We start from the raw sequence: 19,441 nt of genomic DNA on the forward strand, positions 1-19,441 counted from the left end.
CAGTAGCCTGCTGCTAGCTATAGTTGCTGGTTGCCTTAAATTCCTTAATCGCCGCTTCCAGCGCCTCTTTCACTTCAGGCGTCGGGAACTTGCGATCAAGGCGATTGTCGTAGATCAGCTTCCGCACCTCGGGGTGAGCGGTGCGCAGGAAGGCCAGAAAGTCATCGCGCCACTTCGTGATCAACGGCACCGGTACATCGTCGAGGTAGTTATTGGTTGCTGCGTACAGCACAGCCACCTGATCTTCGACCAGCAGCGGTTGATACTGTGGTTGCTTCAGCAATTCTTGCAGACGCTGACCGCGCTCAATTTGCGCTTTGGTTGTCGCATCGAGATCGCTGGCAAACTGGGCGAATGCAGCCAAGTCGCGGAACTGAGCCAGCTCACCTTTCAGCTTACCGGCAACTGCCCGCATTGCCCGAGTCTGGGCAGCACTACCGACACGCGACACTGAGATACCGACGTTGAGCGCCGGGCGTTGACCGGCATTGAACAGGTCGGACTCCAGATAAATCTGGCCGTCGGTGATCGAGATGACATTCGTCGGAATGTAGGCCGACACGTCGTTTGCCTGTGTCTCGATGACCGGCAGTGCGGTCAGCGAACCACCGCCGTACTCTTCATTCAGACGAGCGGCGCGTTCAAGCAGACGCGAGTGCAGGTAGAAGACATCACCGGGATAGGCTTCACGTCCGGGTGGGCGACGGAGCAAGAGAGATACCTGGCGATAGGCAACAGCGTGCTTACTCAGGTCGTCGTAGACGATCAGGGCATCCTTAACCAGTTGCCCGTTGAGCATAACACCGTTTTCCATAATCTCTTCGCCCATCGCACAACCGGCGTAGGGGGCAATGTACTGCAACGCAGCGCTCTCGGAGGCGGTTGCCGATACGACGATGGTGTACTCCATCGCCCCAAATCGTTCGAGCGTTCCGACCACCTGGGCAACCTGTGCCCGGCGCTGACCAATTGCAACGTAGATACACACCATCCCCTGGCCCTTCTGGTTGAGGATGGTATCAATGGCCACCGCCGTCTTACCAGTCTGGCGGTCACCGATAATCAGCTCACGCTGACCGCGTCCAATTGGAATCAGCGCGTCAATGGCGATGATACCGGTTTGTACCGGCGTATCAACCGACTTACGGGTAATCACACCGGGGGCAATACGCTCGATGGGGCGGGTCTTCTCGTAGACGATTGGCCCCTTACCATCGATTGGTTGCCCAAGAGGATTCACCACTCGTCCCAACAACCCCTGCCCAACCGGCACCGAAATCACCCGGCCGGTTGAGGTAACTATATCCCCTTCCTCAATCGTCTCATCGTCACCAAGGATAATTGCGGCGACGCTATCCTGTTCGAGGTTCAGGGCAATACCGTAAATCGACTCATTACGACCGGCTTTTGGGGGAAATTCAACAATCTCGGAGGCGACGACCTGATCAAGGCCGGACAGCCGCGCGACGCCGTCTCCGACGGCAATCACCGTACCGACATTGACCTGGCGCGGCTGAAGGTCGACGCCGCTCGTGATCCCCTGCTTCAGCCGGGCGATCAATTCCTCAGTAATCGTCGTCATGCTCTACTCCGTCGCGCTGGTAGCCGGCGGTACCGGGCCAGCGAGCTGGACTCTAACTTGCCTGTAATACACGCTGAATGGCACTCAGGCGGGCACGCAGGCTATTGTCAAGCACCTGATCGCCAACCCGAATAATCAAACCACCAATCAACGTTGGATCGACATGATATGTGACATGGACATCGCCGTAGCGCTGCTGCAATTCACGGGTAATCCGCTCTCTCTGCTCGGCGCTCAGCTCAATCGCACTGGTGACACTGGCATCAACTGCGCGGCTGCCGGTTTCAAGATACCCCGGCAGAGCAGCGGCCACCGCATTGAGTTCACCGGTCAGCCCCTCTTTAGCCATAGTGAGCAAGAAATTGCGCACCTGTGGTAGCAGGTCAGCCGGCAAGACGGCGGCTGCCTCGCTGGCTGAAAGACCGGCAATCCGTGGAGCCGCAGCGCGTATCTGTTCAGCGGCCGTTGTCAAGAGCGCCTCTACCAGCGGCGCAGCCAGCGCTCGTGCGTCAATGGTCGTTGCCATACTCTCGTTCCCTCACGCAAACCAGGCACCCGCCAGTCTGCGACGTTAGTTGCGGCGATCAAGTGCTGCCAGCGACTCAGCAATTAATGCATCGTGACCACGCGCTTGCAGCTCTGCACCAAGCACACGACTGGCGGTCAAGGTGACCAGATCGGCGATCTGGCTCTTGGCCTCGCTCAACATCCGAATGCGCTCCTGCTCGGCCTGGGCACGAGCCTCTTCCTTCAGGCGCTCTGCTTCGCGACGCGCCTGGGCAATGATCTCTGCCTCCTGCTGCTTGGCTCGCTCCTGCGCCTGCGCCACGATTTTAGCGGCCTCCTGGCGTGCCCGAGCAATTTCTGCCTCGTAGTCACGCCTGGCATTTGCCAATTGTTCGCGCACCTTCTCGGCATCCCGTACACTCTCTTCAATCCGCCGGGTGCGCTCATTCAGCAGGTTCATCACCGGCCGGTATAGCAGCGTGCGCAGAATGAAGATGAGCAACAGGAAGTTGATCAGTTGCGCAATAAACAGGGTCGGATTAATACCTAATGCTTCCACCCTTCAAACCTCCTGTAACGCGCAATCGCTTACTGCAACACGCCGAAACCGATCAAGAATGCAATCACCAAACCGAAGACTGCCAGTGCTTCAGTAAAGGCGATACCGATGAACATGTACGTTACGACACGGTTTTCGATCTCAGGATTGCGGCCAATCGCCTGCACCGCACCCGATACAATGATACCGATGCCGACACCTGGCCCAATTGCGCCCAAACCCACAGCGAGCGCGGTAGCGACGAGATTCAGACCCTCCATGATTGAGATGCCTCCTTAAAAGCAGACTCTGCGACGAACCCAATATCAAACATTCTAGCGGATAACTCCGCCCGAACATCAATGTGCGTGTTCCTCATCGTGGCCAGTGACGGCAATATTCAAGAATGCGTAGGTCAACAGCGAAAAGATCAGCGCCTGGATGAAGCCGACAAACACTTCAAAGCCGTAGAAGGGAAGTGGTAACAGGAGTGGCACCAGGAATGCCATCACGACCAGCAACACTTCACCGGCAAAGATATTGCCGAAAAGACGGAAGGCCAGCGCGAAGGGTTTGACCAGCTCTGAGATAAACTCAATGATCCCGACGAACGACATGATACCGTTTGTGTTAAAAAACTTCTTCAAATACCCTGGGCCAAGTGCCCGGAAGCCCCAGTACTCGATGAAGACGAACGAGATGACGGCAATCGCGAAGGTGAAGTTGAGATCAGCCGCCGGTGCCCGAAAGAGCGGAACCAACTTCTTCCCCTGAGCAGCACAGGTGTCGTGAATCTCCTCACCCTCTGCGGCCACCACACTGCTCAGCGGAGCTGCCGGCGCTGCCAGTGCTAGACGTTCATCGACAACTGCATGCTCTTCTTTCTTCTCGTGGCACACGCCAATTGAGCCTACTCCGGGCAGCAAACCGAACCAGTTGCCAAAGAGCACGAAGAGGAAGATCGTTGCTACCAGCGGAAAAGCAGTGGCAACATATTTGGCGTTAATGTTGCGGAAGAGATTGTAAAGTGACTCGAGGATGAACTCCATGACGTTCTGCAACCCGCGTGGCACCATTTGCAAGTTGCGGGTAGCAGCCACAGCCAGAGCGATCACAAAAATGTCAATAATAATCGAAACAACGAATGAATTGGTGATTGGAAAGCCGGGAATACCGTCGAAAATGACCTCAGCGGCAACTTCTACGTGCGGTGGACCGGTGTAGAGGAAGAAGCGACTGACAATCGAAATGATGAGCGCTCCTACAATGATAAGAATGTTTCGAGTCCGCGTTGACAACGCCTACCTCCTGCTCGACAACGTCGGAATTACGCAGCGCCCGGGTATTGCTCTCTGTGCGCTGCTGCCCGATGGACGAACAACAACTTCCTTGTTCGATCTTTCACAAACAGTATAACGCACCTCGCAAAATTTCGCAACTCGCCTGCTCCATTGATGGCCGGTTCACTTGCAGTTCTACGAGGCCGACGCGAGTATACCATAGCTACGCGGGATGGGCAACTGATGTTGTGGCAGGGTGCGGGGGCACAGTGCTACTCGCGGGGTGGGTAATTCATTGTCGCTATGAGTGAAGATGGTGCTTACATTTTCTGTCTGTTCCTAAAAGCGACGATCCTTAAGTGGTGCACCCGGATGAACGCAGCGATGCCTCAGCGATGATGCCATCCACACCTGGTGATGGTCATCACGCAGGATGTGGAGCACGAGGAGGTAGGGGCGGGTTCTCAACCCGTCCCTACGGTAAACCGATGGCCGGTTATCGCCCATTGTGCACGAATTCCTGTGTATCACTGCCTGACAACGAATATGCCGTGATTCGGTGATTATCTGTCCCCGTGATGACAATCGGTGGGGATTACCGCTACGACCCGGATGGACGCAGGGTGAGCGGATGAATGTGGCGATGCCGTCAGCGGTGTCGTCATTCACACCTGGCGATGGTCATCATGCCGATAGAGCGTGCTGTGTCAGGTTATGGGAAGTGACTCAAGTGATGCAGGCGATGACAGATATGCGGATTACCCTGACACCCCGCACAAAGCAGGGGTCAGGGAAGGAAAATGTCTTAGCGGGCGAGTACGTCGCGTAATTCCCGGATGGCACGTTTGGCGTTGACCCACACGGCACCGATCTTCGAGCTGGCGACACGCTTGTTGAAAACCAACACGAGCAGAAATCGCTGAGCTACGTCGAAGCAGTAGAGATCGATGTTTACCCCTTCGTGGATGTAGACGCTTGTTGCATCTTCTTCGCGGAGCTGACGGGCCACTTCACCGGTGGTTGAAAAGCCGGTTGAGAGAAGTGGTAAGACGATCATCAACGGCAGATTGCCCTTGTCGCCAGTCTCGACCAGGATCATGCCCGCTCGATCAGTTAACATAATACTTTGAGTGCCCAGGTCTTGCCCCAACTGGCTCATAACACTGCGGATAGCCGCAATGTTCTGTTCGGTAACGATCAGGTTACGGCCATCGCTGTGCCAGGTTGATGGCGGTGCAGGTGGTGAGGTTGGCGTTGATCCAGGAGAAGATGAAGGGGTTGGCGATTGTGTGCGTCGTTCAGCGGCTGCACGTGAGCGAGCTGCCAACCCACCACGTGTCGATGCTGTTTCACGGGCCGCACGTTCAGCGGCTTCACGTTCAGCAGCCTCGCGTTCGGCGGCTTCGCGAGCAGCTCTTTCAGCAGCTTCGCGTTCAGCCCGGGAAGGTAAGACGACTCGTGCCGGTGTAAATTGCCGCCGTGACGGTGAGTCGGTAGGTGGTTCACTTGATGTTGAACGTGCCGGTTCGTTCTTCGCAGATGGTGTCGGTGTGCTCTCTACCGGTTTGGCTACTTCCCGTACTGCTTCGGTAGCGGCTGGAGCAGGTGCTGGAGTTGCCGGCAGCGGCTCAGTTCGTGGTGAGTTAAGGGCTGTGTGTATTACGTGACGTACCATATCCAGGCTCAGATCGCCAGTGAGTACTCTCGCAACACCAGCCATTTGCGCACGTTCGCGGTCGGTACTACTCAGGTTGTTTCCCCAGAGAAGGACACGGGTGTTCGGGTCAAAATTTGGCACAATTTCAGCCAAATCGAGACCACTCATCTCATCAAGATCAATCTCGCTCAGCACCAGATCAGGCGGTTCGGTACTGATCGACCACAGAGCATCGTTTGCCGATGTAAACATTTGTACTTCAGCGTCGCCAGCCAGCGCCTCTGGTAAGCTGCGGAGCGTTGAGTTAGCGCGGGCGACTACGACGATACGATACGTCATTGAATTCTCTCACACTATCGCTCAACGTAGAAACCATCTACTACTGTTCACTAGTATACTCGAAATAGCTACAACTTGAAGCAAATTTTGGAGGCAAGATTGCCACTGTTTACGCGATCACCTCGACACAACTTCTGGGTAGCCAGATGGCTTCACCGCTGTCTAGCAACACTTCAACGGCTGCGGTACGTATACCGGCAGGGATGCGTTGTGGAAGAGCGGGCAGACTACGCACGCGACCGATACGTCCAAGGTGATCGTGGTCGAGCAGTCGCACAGTGGCCCCGATCCGTAAAGGTGGTCGCGGGGGTTCAAGCGATGCGTTGCTGCTCCGTGACAGGGGGATGATGACTCGTGGCCGACGGTGGGGATGGCGCAGACTGGTATTACTCTCGATGTAGACTTCGCGCCGATCATGGCCGGCGAGTAATTCAAACAACGGTGTGGCCATCGGTGCACTACCTATCCCTTCGGTCAGCACAATCGTCAGTGGTGAGTTGGTCTGGGAAACCCATTGCCAGTTACGCAGACCGGGAAGAAAAGGCAGATGCTTTGTCCATTGGAAAAACTCACGCAGGACACTTTCGCTGATACTACCGATAATGATGCCACGAACCTGATTCTCAACGGCTTTGCGGAGTGCAGCAGCACTGATCCCGCTGCCCCCAATGAGCACAGCATACATACTTTGCGCATCAATCATCGCTTCGGTGATTGGCTCACCTGGATCGAGGGTAAGCAGGCGGGTGACGCCATAACAATCATTTCCCAGGCTGGCGATCCCGAAGATTTGAGCTGCCGGTGTTTCGATGATTACCCGTTGTTGATCGATGATTTCCATCACAATACCGCGAATGCCAGCGGTTACGGTGATTTGCTGTGGTTCTGGCTGAAGAATTGCATAACCGGTCGCCGGATCGACGGTGTAGAGGATACCATTAATCGGGCTGAGTACACGGCGACTCAGCAGGCCACGCCGGCGCGCCAGAACAGCACCGGCATTTACCGGCTGACCTATCGGTGCAACGACGGCACGAGCAGCCTGATCAGGGGGTAAACCCAGTGCCTGCGCAAGGTTGATCATGTACGGCGGATTGTGCTTCTGACCACGAGCCACAATGTCATCAGGCTCGACGCGACCACCCTGTCTAACCAGAATTTCCCCTGGTTGGGAAAGTGTGCGATCAAGGCGAGCTACTGTGCTCTTGATAATCGGCGGTACACCATCGGGTACGTACAGCATAGTGTTTCCATGTGTGGTGCAGGGGTGTCAGCTCTGCGCAATTATACCATGTTCACGGTGCTGATACGCAAGGCGCAGCGATTACTATCAGCATTCGTTTCACGCATTCACGAGTAGTACGCTGTCAGATGACAAGCCTTTTGCTCCTGAAGATGCATGAATCGTGTTATTTACGACGTTTGTGCGACGATTGCCTACAGGCTAACATCTGGACTACGTTACTGCAATTATCGATCACGCCTTTTCACAGCATTGGTGAGATAACCTGATGTATGCCTCGTCAGTATACCTTGACCGGTACGCCGAGATCAGCCCATTCGTAAAGCCACTGGGCATCATCGATCCGCAAGTTAATACAACCGTGTGACATCCGCACACCACTGCCGTGGGCGTTATGCCAGTAGGTTCCGTGGAGAGCAACCCCACCGACGACATACTGCACCCACGGAACATTGGGTACATACCAGCATTCGCCTCCGAGGCAACCACTCATTGTTTGTTGCGGTAAGCGGTAGTAGATAGTGAAATCGCCGCGTGGGGTATTAAAACCGTCACGTCCGGTGGCAACCGGTGCTGAAAAGACTAACAGGTTGTCCTCGTAGGCGAAAAGGTATTGGCGCGCCAGATCGACTTCAATGCGGCGTGACCATAAGCCGGGGCTCCAATCAACGGCGCCGGGGAGACGGGTAACTGGTGCTGTGTTGATGCCGTACAAGGTAGCGATCTGAAGACCAAGATTATCGATTTGAACTTCAAAGAGGCTATCAAGATCGATGCCGTAGATGGCTTGCTGTTGACGGAAGAAAGGTGAGAGTGCTTCCGGTCGGTAGAGAAAACGGGCACGCTCGAAGTATTGGACAAGCGTGCCGTTCTCGTCACGTTCTGCGCTAAGGGGAAAGCCGAAGACTGGCAAGCCGCCATGGCGCTCCCAGAACTCAAGAAATTCACCGCGCAGGGTGTAGCCGGTTTCCGGGAAGAAGGCACCGATTGTCGTGTCGGTCGCGGGTGGCGGGATTGTGGGCTGGTGTGCCAACCATTCACGCCCGATCAGGCCAAGCTGTACCTGTTGAGGTGTGCCGGCGTATTCGGGGTGGTACTCAAACCGGGCACGTTCAAAGTATTGGACGATCCGACCATCAATGACCAGTTCTTCGCTAACTGGCATGCCGAAGGTGTGAAGCTGACCATTGGCTCGCCAGAAATCGAGAAAGCCGACCCGGTTCGAGAGATGGTGGCCGGTAGCTGGAAAGTAGACGGTGCGCACGACCGGTAATTGTTTTGACCAGGCCGCTGATCCCGCCGTAGCCGGGTTGATCCAGTACAACCAGAGTAGCAGGCTACATCCGATCAAACTGGTTAGTACTAGTTGAGTATGTGATGTGTAGCGACCAATCCGCATATGCAACTCTGAACAATGGTGCTCGTTCGTGGAAAAACTGCCGTCTTTGGGTTTGTCATCCGTTCGAGAAATGATGTGATACAGGCGAGACTGTGACTCGTCACAATGTGCAGCTTTGCTATATGGTTGCTTGCATACTTATTCACTTCGGGCGATCACGCAGATATTATATCAGGTTAAAATGGGATATTCTCTTCAAAATTGCTTAAAACTTTTTCAATATGGTTTTCGTTTGTGATGGGATGGAACATGGGGTGTGGGGGCGAAATTATCTCCAATTCTAGAACCTATTTCAAAAAACGCTTACGAGAAGTAATCTGACCCAAGTTGCTACCTTTATCACCACAGAGGACTCAGAGGATGGTCATAACCCGATTTGCTACCGTAAGGCGTGAAGGAGCGCGTCTGAAGACGCTGGCTGCTATCCACGTGGTTCATACAGTTCAGCTATGTTGCACGGTGTTGTACGCAGCGTCGTGCTGTTCATTATGACGGTCAGCCTCACGTAGCATGATCACTGCCTGGGTGGCGACTTGGGTTTATCTAATACATTCCTGACCGACTCTATAATGGTGCGAGCACATCCAGTATCCACGTGACCAGCAGGGTTAACGGTATGACACGTGCCAGATCGTGAGCACGGCTGTTGCGGCAGCCATGCTGCCGCACTCCAAACGCCGCGACACGCGCATGAGGAGCGGGCAAGGCAACCCATCCAGCGCTTGATGGCAAGACCGGAGCTGCGCTCTGCCAACGAGCCAGGAGCAGGGTAGGCGCTGTCATTGGTGATTGGCAAGCGTTCAGGCGCCTGTGCGACAGTCTGGGAGCACGACAGCACAGCTTTTAAGTTCTATCTTCCCAAGGCTATGTGCCTGACAATGTTCACATTCAACGTCCTCAACTCACGTTATACTACACGCAATGCGAACGATTATGATGGTAGGGCGCCGCTAATTCGGGTCTGGTGGCAAACGTATGGCGTCATCTTCAAGTACCCATACATGTGAGCAGTGAGCGTCATATATGGCCGATCTCTTTACACCGCTACAGGTTGCCGGTCGGCAGTTACGCAATCGGATTGTGATGGCGCCGGCACCGAGCGGGCTGGCCGGTTCTGATGGTTTTTGCCATAGCGCTCTGGTCAGTTATTACGAGCGACGAGCAAAGGCTGATGTAGGTCTGATTGTTCCTGAACCGATGCTTGTTTGTGAGCCATCAATACCGACGCGGCATCTCGGCATCTGGCACGATTGTTTTGTGCCTGCACTCCGGCGCCTTTCAGCCGCAGCCCATGCGTTTGGGAGCCGGATTGTCTTTTTGCTGGAAGTGCTGCTTGCCGACATAGCAACGCCCAGGCTCGTTGAGAGCTATGTACAGGGTGCATGGCGGGCATTAGCCGCCGGTGCAGATGGTGTATTCATCTCTGTTGCCGATGGTGGATTGTTAGCGATGACCATTGCGGCAAATCAGCAAGCGAGTAACGGCAGGCAGATACCGATCACTGAACGTATTCTGCCGTTACTGACAATCATTGAACAGATTCGCCGAAACTATGGTCGTCATATGTGGGTTGGTTTGCGTATGCCGGCGGTGGAACTGGTGGCAGATGGCCTGACCCATCAGGATGCCCGACTGATTGCCCGGCGGGCTGTGGCCGCCGGTGCGCAATTTCTTGACGTGACGATTAATCGTTATTCGCCTGATGTAGCGCGCTTTCCGGGTTGGACTATTCCTCTGGTTGCGAGTATTCATCGCATTGCCAGTGAGGCGGTTGTCATTGGCTCAGGGCAATTGAGTGATCCGTGGCTGGCCGATGCGGCCATTCAGGACGGAAGTGTTGATTTGGTCATGCTGTGTACCGCCCTGCGGCTCTTGCCTGAATGGCCGCAACTGGCACGCCGGATGCTGGGAACGGTCAGCGTAAAATGACCAGCATGACTCCCGCGGCCACTGCTGAACCAATCACGCCGGCGACGTTTGGACACATTGCCTGCCAGATCAAGAAGTTTTGCCGATCCTCCGCCTGTGCAACGGTATGTGCAACTCGTGCCGACATTGGAACGGCTGACACACCAGCCGCGCCGATGAGCGGATTGATCTTGTTACGGGTAAAGAGATTGTAAAATTTGGCGAACAAGACACCACCTGCGGTCGAGATGGCAAATGCGCAGGCACCAAGGGCAAAGATGGCGATAGATCGCGGGGTGAGGAAGTTGCTGGCCTGCGTGCTGGCGCCGACGGTCAGGCCGAGCATGATAGTCACGCTATCGATCAGGGCGCTGCGCGCTGTTTTGGCCAGTCGTTCAGTGACTCCACTCTCTTTAAGGAGATTGCCGAAGAAGAGCATCCCAAGCAGCGGTAATGTATCCGGGACGATGAGCACGCAGACGATCAGACCAATGATCGGGAACAGGATACGCTGTGTGCGACTAACCTCGGCGGGTGGTGGCATGCGGATCAGGCGCTCTTCGCGGGTGGTGAGCAGGCGCATGATCGGTGGTTGAATGACCGGCACCAGGGCCATATATGAGTAGGCAGAGACAGCGATCGCGCCGAGGAGATCAGGTGCAAGCCGTGAGGCGATAAAAATAGCCGTTGGCCCATCGGCCCCGCCGATGATCCCAATTGCCGCCGCAGACCGCAGCAAACGAAGAGGATCGGTAGCATCGGCCAGATCGAGGAACGGGAGATACTGTCCCAGGAAGATTGCCATTAAGAGCGTGAAGAAGATGCCGAGCTGAGCAGCAGCACCGAGCAAGATCAGGCGCGGCTGGGCAATCAGGGCCGAGAAGTCGGTCATTGCCCCGATGCCAAGAAAGATCAGGGGTGGGAAGAGGCCAGTGATGACCCCAAAGTAGATGTAGTTCAAGACGCTGCCCTGGTCGTAGACGCCCTGCCCCATGCCTGGTTCAAATGGCATATTGCCGAGAATGATGCCGAATCCAATCGGTACCAGGAGGAGTGGCTCGAAGTTGCGGGCAATCGCCAGATAGACGAATACACAGCCGACGACAATCATCAATAGATTGCCCCACGCCAGATGGGCAATCCCGCTCGCTTCAAAAAATTCAATCAGCCATTCCATCAGGCAAACTCCAGCAGTGGTTGACCCTGACGCACCGAGTCACCGACTTTCACATTGATGGCACGGATGGTGCCGGCAATCGGTGAGCTAACGTTAGAATTCATCTTCATTGCTTCGATCACAACCAGTGGATCATTTTCCTTCACCTGATCGCCAACACTCACTTTGATTTCAGCCACAATGCCGGCAATAGGTGATACCAGCACGCCTGGACCGGTTGGGTTTGGTGCGGTTGGAGTCGGTGCAGAGTCAGTGCGCATTGGCGATTTGGGCGGAGGTACGGCATTCACACTGGTTGGAGCATGCAACGCTGGCTCGTCATCGTCGGCCAATACCTCGACTTCGACTTCGTAGGTGATACCGTTGACAGTGATGCGTAAGCGCTTCATATGCTCTCCGTAATGCAGGTTCGTACTTCTTGATCTCAACAACCGATAAGCGACAGTCCTGCAACGACTGATGCGATCTTATCGGCGTAACTGGCGATTAGCCATCACGCTGATGCGCCCCAGTCGTACCCAGTTCACCGATAGCTGGCGGTAGTAGCGTACTCGCAAGATACGTACCGGCCGGTCAAGTGCCGTCACCGCTGCTGCGGTCAGGATGGCAATGAGTTGGGGATCGAGTTGATCGGCAGCGACAGGATTCCTCTCGGATATGGATGGCGGTGTGATAGCATCTGGCGTGGTTGAGCGAAAGAGACGTTGCGTGGCATTGAGTGCGCCTAAGACCAGAGCCACAATTATCAACACAATGAAGACGATGCTTATGCCGGTAATCGCAATCTGCAAACCGGTCAGGAGGGGATTGGTGCCAGGATCGATCATAGGCTCTCCTTTGGGATTTACAGCGGAACCAGGCCATGCTTCTTCTGCGGACGGAACTCGCGTTTGGTGCGCAGTGAGGCCAGGGCCAGGCTAAGGTAGCGGCGAGTTTCGCTAGGGGCAATGATGCTATCGATCAGGTTACGACCGGCACCGACGTAGGGTGAGGCAAACTCAGCTCGGTACTGGCGTACAAATTCGGCGCGTGCCGCAGCCGGATCATCCGCTTGCTTAATCTGGTCGCGGTAGATGATGTTGACTGCTCCCTCTGGCCCCATGACCGCGATCTCGGCGCTCGGCCAGGCGGCTACCCGATCCGCCCCCAGGTCTTTGCCGCACATGGCCAGGTAGGCGCCGCCGTAGGCTTTGCGCAGGATGATCGATATTTTCGGTGTGGTTGCTGCGGAGTAGGCAAAGAGCATCTTCGCCCCGTGTCGAATGATGCCGCCGCGTTCCTGGGCAACGCCGGGAAGGAAGCCTGGAACATCAATAAAGGTGATGAGCGGAATGTTGAAGGCGTTGCAAAAACGGACAAAGCGCGCTATCTTATCCGAAGCGTCTATGTCGAGTACTCCCGCCATCACCATCGGTTGATTGGCAACAATCCCGACGGTACTGCCGTCGATGCGGGCAAACCCGATCACGGCGTTATCGGCGAAGCCGCGCTGGACTTCGAGGAAATCACCATCATCAACGATCCGCTTGATGATGGGAATGACATCGTATGGTTCACGCGGATCATCGGGGATAATGGTGTCGAGTACCGGATCGTTGAACAGGCGCAATTCGCCGTCACCACGATCTGGTGGGTCTTCGAGGTTGTTCGCCGGTAAGAAGCTCAGCAGTCGCTTGCAGATCGCAATCGCTTCCACATCGTTTTCAGCAATGAAATGGGCAACACCGCTGCGTACTTGAGCTTCAGGGCCACCGAGTTCGTCACCGGTGACGTGTTCGCCGGTCACTTGTTTGAGTACTTCCGGGCCGGTGATGAACATCTCGCTGCCCCGCACCATGATGATGAAGTCCATCAAGGCTGGCGAATAGGCGGCACCACCCGCACATGGCCCGGCGATAATGGCAATTTGGGGCACTACTCCGGAGAGAAGGACGTTGCGGTAGAAGATGCGACCATAGCCACTGAGGGCATCGATGCCCTCCTGGATGCGAGCCCCGCCGCTATCGTTGATGGTGATGAACGGTGAACCGCATTTGAAAGCGAGATCCATCGTCTGACAGATCTTATCGGCGTGCATCTCGCCGACCGAGCCGCCGGCAACGGTGAAGTCCTGAGCGGCAACGAAGACCTGACGGCCATCAACACTGCCACAACCGGTGATGACACCTTCAGCCGGCATCTCCTTATCGGCCATGCCGAAGGCCGTACAGCGGTGACGGGCAAAGAGGAAGAATTCCTGAAACGTTTCCGGTTCAATCAACAGGTTGATACGCTCGCGAGCGGTCAGTTTACCGGCTTGATGCTGACGTGCGATACGGTCTGGGCCACCGCCCTGTTCCAGGCGCTGCCGATACTGGCGCAGGGCTTCAATGCGAGCGCGTAACGTTGGCGGTGCTTGTCGGGTCGGCTCGTGCTGAGTCATCGCAACCCTCCCTTGTATTCATTGCTTCACTCGCCCGGCATTGCCCATGCGGGGAGTGAACGTCAGTGTCAGGGTTGAGCGTTGTGGGGGATGTACAGAAGTCAGTATAGCACTCGCAATTGTTGCGAGTGGTAAGATAGGGTCATTCTTTGCTAACCGTGCATTGTCGTTGTCTTCACGGAGTGAACAGATGACAACAATTCCCATTCCACCTCGTCGCGCAGGGTTTGTGGTAATAGTGCTGGCAGTAGCAGTGCTGCTGGCGAAAGGGACGTGGTTTTCCGCTTCAGCAGTCATTCCGGCATTGACTGCCGAATGGGCCTTGAACGATACGGTTCGGGCCTGGCTCACGATGTCGGTGCAGTTGGGCTTCGCCTTTGGCGCGTTTATCTCAGCAGTCCTGGGATTGGCTGATCGCTGGCCGACCCACTGGTTTTTTGCCGGTTCAGCCTTGCTGGCGGCATTGTGTACGGCGTTGATTGCGTGGTGGGCTAATGGCCCTCTGCTGGCGTTACCATTGCGTTTTTTGACGGGCGTGGCACTGGCTGGAGTATATCCGGTTGGGATGAAGATCATGGCAACATGGACACAGCGGGGGCGTGGACTGGCAATCGGGGTGTTGGTCGGAGCACTGACTGTCGGTTCAGCCTCGCCACACCTGCTGAATGTCATGGGTGGTATTGATGACTGGCGGCGGACGTTGTTGATGGCTGCTGGTTTAGCGGTTGTGGGTGGCCTGATCGTTGCGCTCATGGTACGTGAAGGACCGCTACGCACAACGGCCCCACGCTTCAGTTGGTCGCAGGTGGTGGAAGTAGCGCGTGAACGTCCGGTGTTGCTGGCGAATCTGGCGTATCTTGGTCATATGTGGGAGCTGTATGCAGCGTGGGCATGGTTACCGCTTTTCCTGCTAGCCAGTTTCGAGGAGCGTGGTATCACGGCGTCGTGGGCGGGTCTGGTGGCCTTTGCCGCGATTGCAATGGGCGGGCTGGGGAGTGTACTGGCCGGGCTGCTTGCCGACCGGATCGGGCGAACGACCGTCACGATAGTAGCAATGGCGGTGAGTGGCAGTTGCGCACTCGCGATCGGCTTCACCTTTGGTGGTGAGCCATGGGTGGTTGCTGTCCTGGCGATGGTATGGGGCCTGACGATTGTTGCCGACTCGGCCCAATTCTCGGCAGCAGTGAGTGAACTCTCGCCGCCGGGCCGCACCGGTACGGCGCTGACGTTGCAGACCAGTCTGGGGTTTTTGCTGACCCTGATCACCATCTGGTTCATCCCGCCACTGGTCAATCTGGTTGGCTGGCGGTGGGCCTTTGCCGGGCTGGTAGTTGGCCCGGCAATCGGGATTTGGGCAATGGCGACGCTGCGGCGTTCGCCAGCAGCGGTGCGGTTGGCGGGCGGGCGAGGATAAGAGTGGAAAGGGCATGCAGCCGATTGGATTCTGTCATACAATGACATAATGCAATAATAACTCTTAGCTAATCGGGTGGAGTGGCGCATGTCCGTTGACCTCCTTACCTTATCCATTGCCCTGAATCTTGCCAACCTTCTGCAAAGCGCTGCGCTTATCGGACTGGCGCTGGCAAACCGAGACAGAGTCGGGCCGGTCTGGTGGGCGGCCGGTATGGGAGTACTGGCAGCAGGTCTGATCCTAACCACGTTGCGTGATGTGGCTTTGCTACCTTTGGGTCTGCACGCGATCAGCAATGCGTTGATAGGGATCGGCATGATCTTACTCCACTACGGCGTGTGCCGCTTCTTCGGTGATAGTGGCGGTCGGCAGTGGTTCTGGCTGGCCGGTGGATTGATCGTTACCGCCAATCTGATGCTGGTGTTTACCGATGATGCGCCGCCGCTCCGCCGCATCCTGTTTTCAGTTGTGGTTTCCCTGGTCTCGATGCTGATTGCCCAGCGTCTCCTGCGCGCATTACAAACCGATGTAAAACCGGTCGTACTGTTTCTGGCGATAGTCTTTCTCGTTAACAGTACCTTTTTTGCATTACGTGCAGTTGCCTCGGTGACGGAAGCAGACTGGTTAACGGTTTCACCGCCATGGCAAACTGCTACCTATCTGGTTTCAATCGCAACGACCACACTATGGACCTTCGGTCTGATTTTGCTGGTCAACCAGGAACTGGTTAACAAACAACGTGAAGTAGTACAGCAACTTGAGCAGATTTTTGCGGCGCAGCCCGATGCTGTGCTCTTGTCGCGGTTGACGGATGGCGTATTTGTGAAGGTCAATCACGGCTTTACGACGATTAGTGGGTACAGTGCGGATGAGGCAATCGGCAAAGATGCGCTCACGCTCAATATCTGGCGTTCACCAGAGGATCGTCAGCGATGGGCTGGGATCATGCGTCGTGAGGGCTCCTGTACCAGTTTGGAATTTGATTTTCGTCGTCGTGACGGCACCTTTCGCACCTGTCTTCTCTCATCACAAGTGGTTACGATCAGAGGTGTACCGCACGCGATAAGCATTGTCCATGACATCAGCGAACGGAAGCAGATGGAGGAAGCATTGCGGCGGAGTGATGCTCGCTACCGTCTGATTGCCGAGAACACAACCGATGTGATCTGGTTGTACGATCCATTCAAATCGCAGTTCACCTTTTTCAGCCCATCGATAGAAAAACTGATCGGCTATTCGGCAGCCGAAACGCTTGATCTGCCATTGTCAGCTTTTCTGAAGCCAGATTCGATACAGCATGTCAAGACAGCGCTCGATTACATGCTTCACGAGTGGGAAGGGGAGCTAATGAACGCACCACCCTGGACAGCCGAAATCGAGCTGATTCACCGTGATGGGCGGGTAGTACAGGCCGAAATTGTAACCTCATTTGTGCGCGATGAAGAAGGTCAATTGATGGTACTGGGTGTAGCGCGGGATATAACTGCACGCAAGCAGACTGAGATAGAGTTGCGCCTGGCTCGCCAGCAGGCCGAAGCGGCCAATCGGGCCAAGAGTGCATTTCTGGCGAATGTCAGTCATGAATTGCGAACACCACTACATGCTGTGCTTGGTTTTGCCCAGTTGATGAGCCGTGATGATAATTTAACGGCGACTCAGCATGAATATCTGGCGATTATCAATCGGAACAGCGAGCACCTCTTGCATCTGATCAACGAGGTGCTTGATCTGGTGAAGATTGAATCAGGACGCTACACCTATACGCCAAATCCGCTCGATGTCCGTCGATTACTTGCCGATCTTCAGGCGTTGTTTGGGCCACAAGCCGAAGCGAAACAACTGCAACTCATCGTTACCTGTGAAGAGCAGGTTCCGCCGATGATCGTGAGCGACGAAGCCAAGATTCGCCATATTTTGATCAATTTACTGGGAAATGCGATCAAATTTACTCATTGTGGCAGTGTTCGTCTACGAGCTGATACCGACAAACAACAGATGTACTTTGTTGTCGAAGATACCGGTGTTGGCATTTCCCCCCTTGAGCAACCGTACCTCTTCCGGCCATTCTTTCAAGGAAAACAGACGGTCGATGCGGTCTCAGATACCGGGGTTGGTTTGGGGTTGAGTATCAGTTATGAGTTTGCCCGCTTGATCGGCGGTGATCTCTCGGTGTACAGTGCAGGTGAGGGGCATGGTGCTCGATTTACGCTCACATTGCCATTGCGTACCCCAATCACCTCATCATTTGCCTTGCCTGCAGAACCGATAAAGCAGCGAGTAATTCAGGTTCGTACCGACCAGCCAGTGTACCGCATGCTGGTAGCTGATGATCAACCAGCTCATGCCTTACTGTTAATTTCGTTATTACGGCGACTGGGTTTTGCTGTGCAATCGGTCACCGATGGTGAGCAGACGCTGGCAGTCTGGCGTGAGTGGCAACCACATATGATCTGGCTTGATCTACGGATGCCGCGGGTGGATGGATTGACGGTGGCGCGGCAGATTCGCGCAATCTGTGCGACTGAACCAGGATTATTGCAGCCGGTAATTATTGCACTGTCGGCTCATGTGATGGGTGACATGGCAGCGAGTGTGCTGGCTGCCGGTTGTGATGGATTTCTGGCGAAGCCGTTTCCTGAGCACGAGGTTGTTCGACTGATCGAACAACATCTGCATGTGCAGTTTGAGTACGCCAGTGCAGCGATACTTGAGGTGCCGGAAACGGCAGAACAGGGGTATCACCTGGGGTGGTGTCAGGCGTTGCGTCAGGCTGCCCAGGTCGCACATTTTCAACGCTTGCAGGAATTAGTGGCGATGATTGAGGTCGAACGCCCTGATGATGCACGGCAGCTTCGGCACTGGATTGAGACATTTAACTATGAGGCCATGATACAGTGGCTTGATCAGTTGGTTCCTTCTCAAACCGAGAATCGTATTGTATAGTGTATGCAGGTTAAAAATGTATATACTCTGTTATCCATGACCACAAACCGTTCACCTGTCATTCTCGTCGTTGACGACACTCCGGCAAATCTGCTGTTGCTCACCCAGGTTCTGAGTGCACAGTCCTACGATGTGCGCCCGGTTACTCAGGGGACAGCGGCCTTAACGGCTATTCGTACCATTCGCCCTGACCTTGTCTTGCTTGATATTCGGATGCCGGATATGGATGGTTACGAGGTTTGCCAGAAATTGAAAGCCGATGAGGAAACAGCACAGATACCGGTGATCTTCATTAGCGCACTGGATGACGTTGAAGATAAAGTGCGGGCATTTGAGTGTGGCGGAGTGGATTATATTGCGAAGCCGTTTCAACCTCTCGAAGTACTGGCACGGGTGCGTACCCACCTGGCGCTGGCCCAGGTGCGCAAAGCTCTCGAAGCTGCCAATCGCGAACTCCAACGAGCATTGGCCCGTGAAGCTGAGCTGGCCCGGATTGACTGGCTTACCGGTGTGTATAATCGGAGCCATTTCTACGAGCTGGCCCGCCACGAATTTGCGATTGCTACCCGTTATGAACGACCACTGACGATGTGTATGTTCGATGTTGATCACTTTAAGCAGATTAATGATCGCTATGGTCATCTGGTTGGTGATCAGGTCTTACGGGCGGTTGCCCAAACTGTAGCGCATCAGATACGCACTGCCGATAGCATCGGTCGTTTTGGGGGGAGGAATTTATTCTGTTATTGCCGAACACGAATCTCCCTTCTGCACTTACGCTGGCCGAACGATTGCGGGTAACGATTGCCGATTTACAGGTTCACACCGATAGGGGTATTGTTACCGCAACGATCAGTGTTGGCGTAGCTGAACGCCAGTCAACTGATACAACGATTGAGCGATTGATTGATCGCGCCGATCAGGCATTGTACGCTGCGAAACGGCAAGGGCGTAACTATGTGGTCGGGGTGTAAACATTTGCTGCCCCCTCTTATTTCCTCACTGTGGTGCTGTAAACTGCCCTGATACAAA

General features: G+C 55.0%; 15 protein-coding genes and 1 pseudogene. 4 read left to right on the forward strand and 12 right to left on the reverse strand.

The annotated features are described in order from the left end of the window. Window positions 1-13: 13 nt before the first annotated feature. The 8 genes from atpA to VAE57_RS00590 form a co-directional block, all read right to left on the reverse strand. Complete coding sequence (gene atpA, locus VAE57_RS00555; RefSeq protein WP_322819969.1) at window positions 14-1,582, reverse strand: F0F1 ATP synthase subunit alpha; 1,569 nt, start codon at window positions 1,580-1,582, stop codon at window positions 14-16. A gap of 52 nt (window positions 1,583-1,634) precedes the next feature. Continuing rightward, on the reverse strand, window positions 1,635-2,108 hold the full coding sequence (gene atpH, locus VAE57_RS00560; RefSeq protein ID WP_322819970.1) for an ATP synthase F1 subunit delta: 474 nt from the start codon (window positions 2,106-2,108) through the stop codon (window positions 1,635-1,637). Window positions 2,109-2,153: 45 nt separating this feature from the next. Then, window positions 2,154-2,648, reverse strand: a complete 495-nt coding sequence (locus tag VAE57_RS00565) for a F0F1 ATP synthase subunit B (RefSeq protein WP_322819971.1) — start codon at window positions 2,646-2,648, stop codon at window positions 2,154-2,156. A gap of 29 nt (window positions 2,649-2,677) precedes the next feature. Next, window positions 2,678-2,908 carry an ATP synthase F0 subunit C gene (gene atpE, locus VAE57_RS00570; protein ID WP_322819972.1) on the reverse strand — a complete coding sequence of 77 codons (231 nt, stop codon included), beginning with the start codon at window positions 2,906-2,908 and terminating at the stop codon, window positions 2,678-2,680. Between the two features lie 78 nt (window positions 2,909-2,986). After that, the gene (atpB, locus tag VAE57_RS00575) at window positions 2,987-3,925 is read right to left on the reverse strand and encodes a F0F1 ATP synthase subunit A (RefSeq protein WP_322819973.1); all 939 of its coding nucleotides are present in this window, start codon (window positions 3,923-3,925) and stop codon (window positions 2,987-2,989) included. A 787-nt stretch (window positions 3,926-4,712) separates the two neighbouring features. Then, complete coding sequence (locus VAE57_RS00580) at window positions 4,713-5,903, reverse strand: response regulator (protein WP_322819974.1); 1,191 nt, start codon at window positions 5,901-5,903, stop codon at window positions 4,713-4,715. Window positions 5,904-6,012: 109 nt separating this feature from the next. Continuing rightward, window positions 6,013-7,146 (reverse strand): hypothetical protein, encoded by a 1,134-nt coding sequence (locus VAE57_RS00585; protein WP_322819975.1) that lies wholly within the window; start codon window positions 7,144-7,146, stop codon window positions 6,013-6,015. Between the two features lie 280 nt (window positions 7,147-7,426). Beyond that, window positions 7,427-8,545, reverse strand: coding sequence for a L,D-transpeptidase (locus VAE57_RS00590; RefSeq protein WP_322819976.1), 1,119 nt, complete (start codon window positions 8,543-8,545; stop codon window positions 7,427-7,429). Between the two features lie 1,023 nt (window positions 8,546-9,568). Here VAE57_RS00590 and VAE57_RS00595 point away from each other — a divergent pair. Further along, complete coding sequence (locus VAE57_RS00595; RefSeq protein WP_322819977.1) at window positions 9,569-10,474, forward strand: NADH:flavin oxidoreductase; 906 nt, start codon at window positions 9,569-9,571, stop codon at window positions 10,472-10,474. Here the strand turns inward: VAE57_RS00595 and VAE57_RS00600 are convergent. The 4 genes from VAE57_RS00600 to VAE57_RS00615 all read right to left on the reverse strand — a co-directional run bounded on the left by VAE57_RS00600 (window position 10,461) and on the right by VAE57_RS00615 (window position 14,052). Beyond that, window positions 10,461-11,630: a sodium ion-translocating decarboxylase subunit beta gene (locus VAE57_RS00600; protein ID WP_322819978.1), complete on the reverse strand. Its 1,170-nt coding sequence runs from the start codon at window positions 11,628-11,630 to the stop codon at window positions 10,461-10,463. The genes VAE57_RS00595 and VAE57_RS00600 overlap by 14 nt on opposite strands. Beyond that, a complete protein-coding gene (locus tag VAE57_RS00605; RefSeq protein WP_322819979.1) occupies window positions 11,630-12,019 on the reverse strand; it encodes a biotin/lipoyl-containing protein in 390 nt (129 codons plus the stop codon). Before VAE57_RS00605 ends, VAE57_RS00600 begins: the two co-directional genes overlap by 1 nt. A 78-nt stretch (window positions 12,020-12,097) precedes the next feature. Continuing rightward, window positions 12,098-12,457, reverse strand: a complete 360-nt coding sequence (locus VAE57_RS00610; RefSeq protein WP_322819980.1) for an OadG family protein — start codon at window positions 12,455-12,457, stop codon at window positions 12,098-12,100. A 17-nt stretch (window positions 12,458-12,474) separates the two neighbouring features. Further along, entirely contained in the window at window positions 12,475-14,052 is a 1,578-nt protein-coding gene (locus VAE57_RS00615) for an acyl-CoA carboxylase subunit beta (protein WP_322819981.1), read from the reverse strand. A gap of 190 nt (window positions 14,053-14,242) precedes the next feature. On the opposite strand from VAE57_RS00615, the gene VAE57_RS00620 reads away from it, so the two are divergent. From VAE57_RS00620 to VAE57_RS00630, 3 genes and pseudogenes are all read left to right on the forward strand, one after another. Next, window positions 14,243-15,466, forward strand: coding sequence for an MFS transporter (locus VAE57_RS00620; RefSeq protein ID WP_322819982.1), 1,224 nt, complete (start codon window positions 14,243-14,245; stop codon window positions 15,464-15,466). A gap of 87 nt (window positions 15,467-15,553) precedes the next feature. Next, window positions 15,554-18,409 carry a PAS domain S-box protein gene (locus VAE57_RS00625; protein WP_322819983.1) on the forward strand — a complete coding sequence of 952 codons (2,856 nt, stop codon included), beginning with the start codon at window positions 15,554-15,556 and terminating at the stop codon, window positions 18,407-18,409. A 36-nt stretch (window positions 18,410-18,445) separates the two neighbouring features. Continuing rightward, window positions 18,446-19,383 (forward strand): annotated as a pseudogene (locus tag VAE57_RS00630) (diguanylate cyclase). The last annotated feature ends 58 nt before the right edge of the window (window positions 19,384-19,441 follow it).

Origin of the sequence: Chloroflexus sp. (assembly GCF_034434295.1) — a bacterium.
GTDB lineage: Bacteria > Chloroflexota > Chloroflexia > Chloroflexales > Chloroflexaceae > Chloroflexus.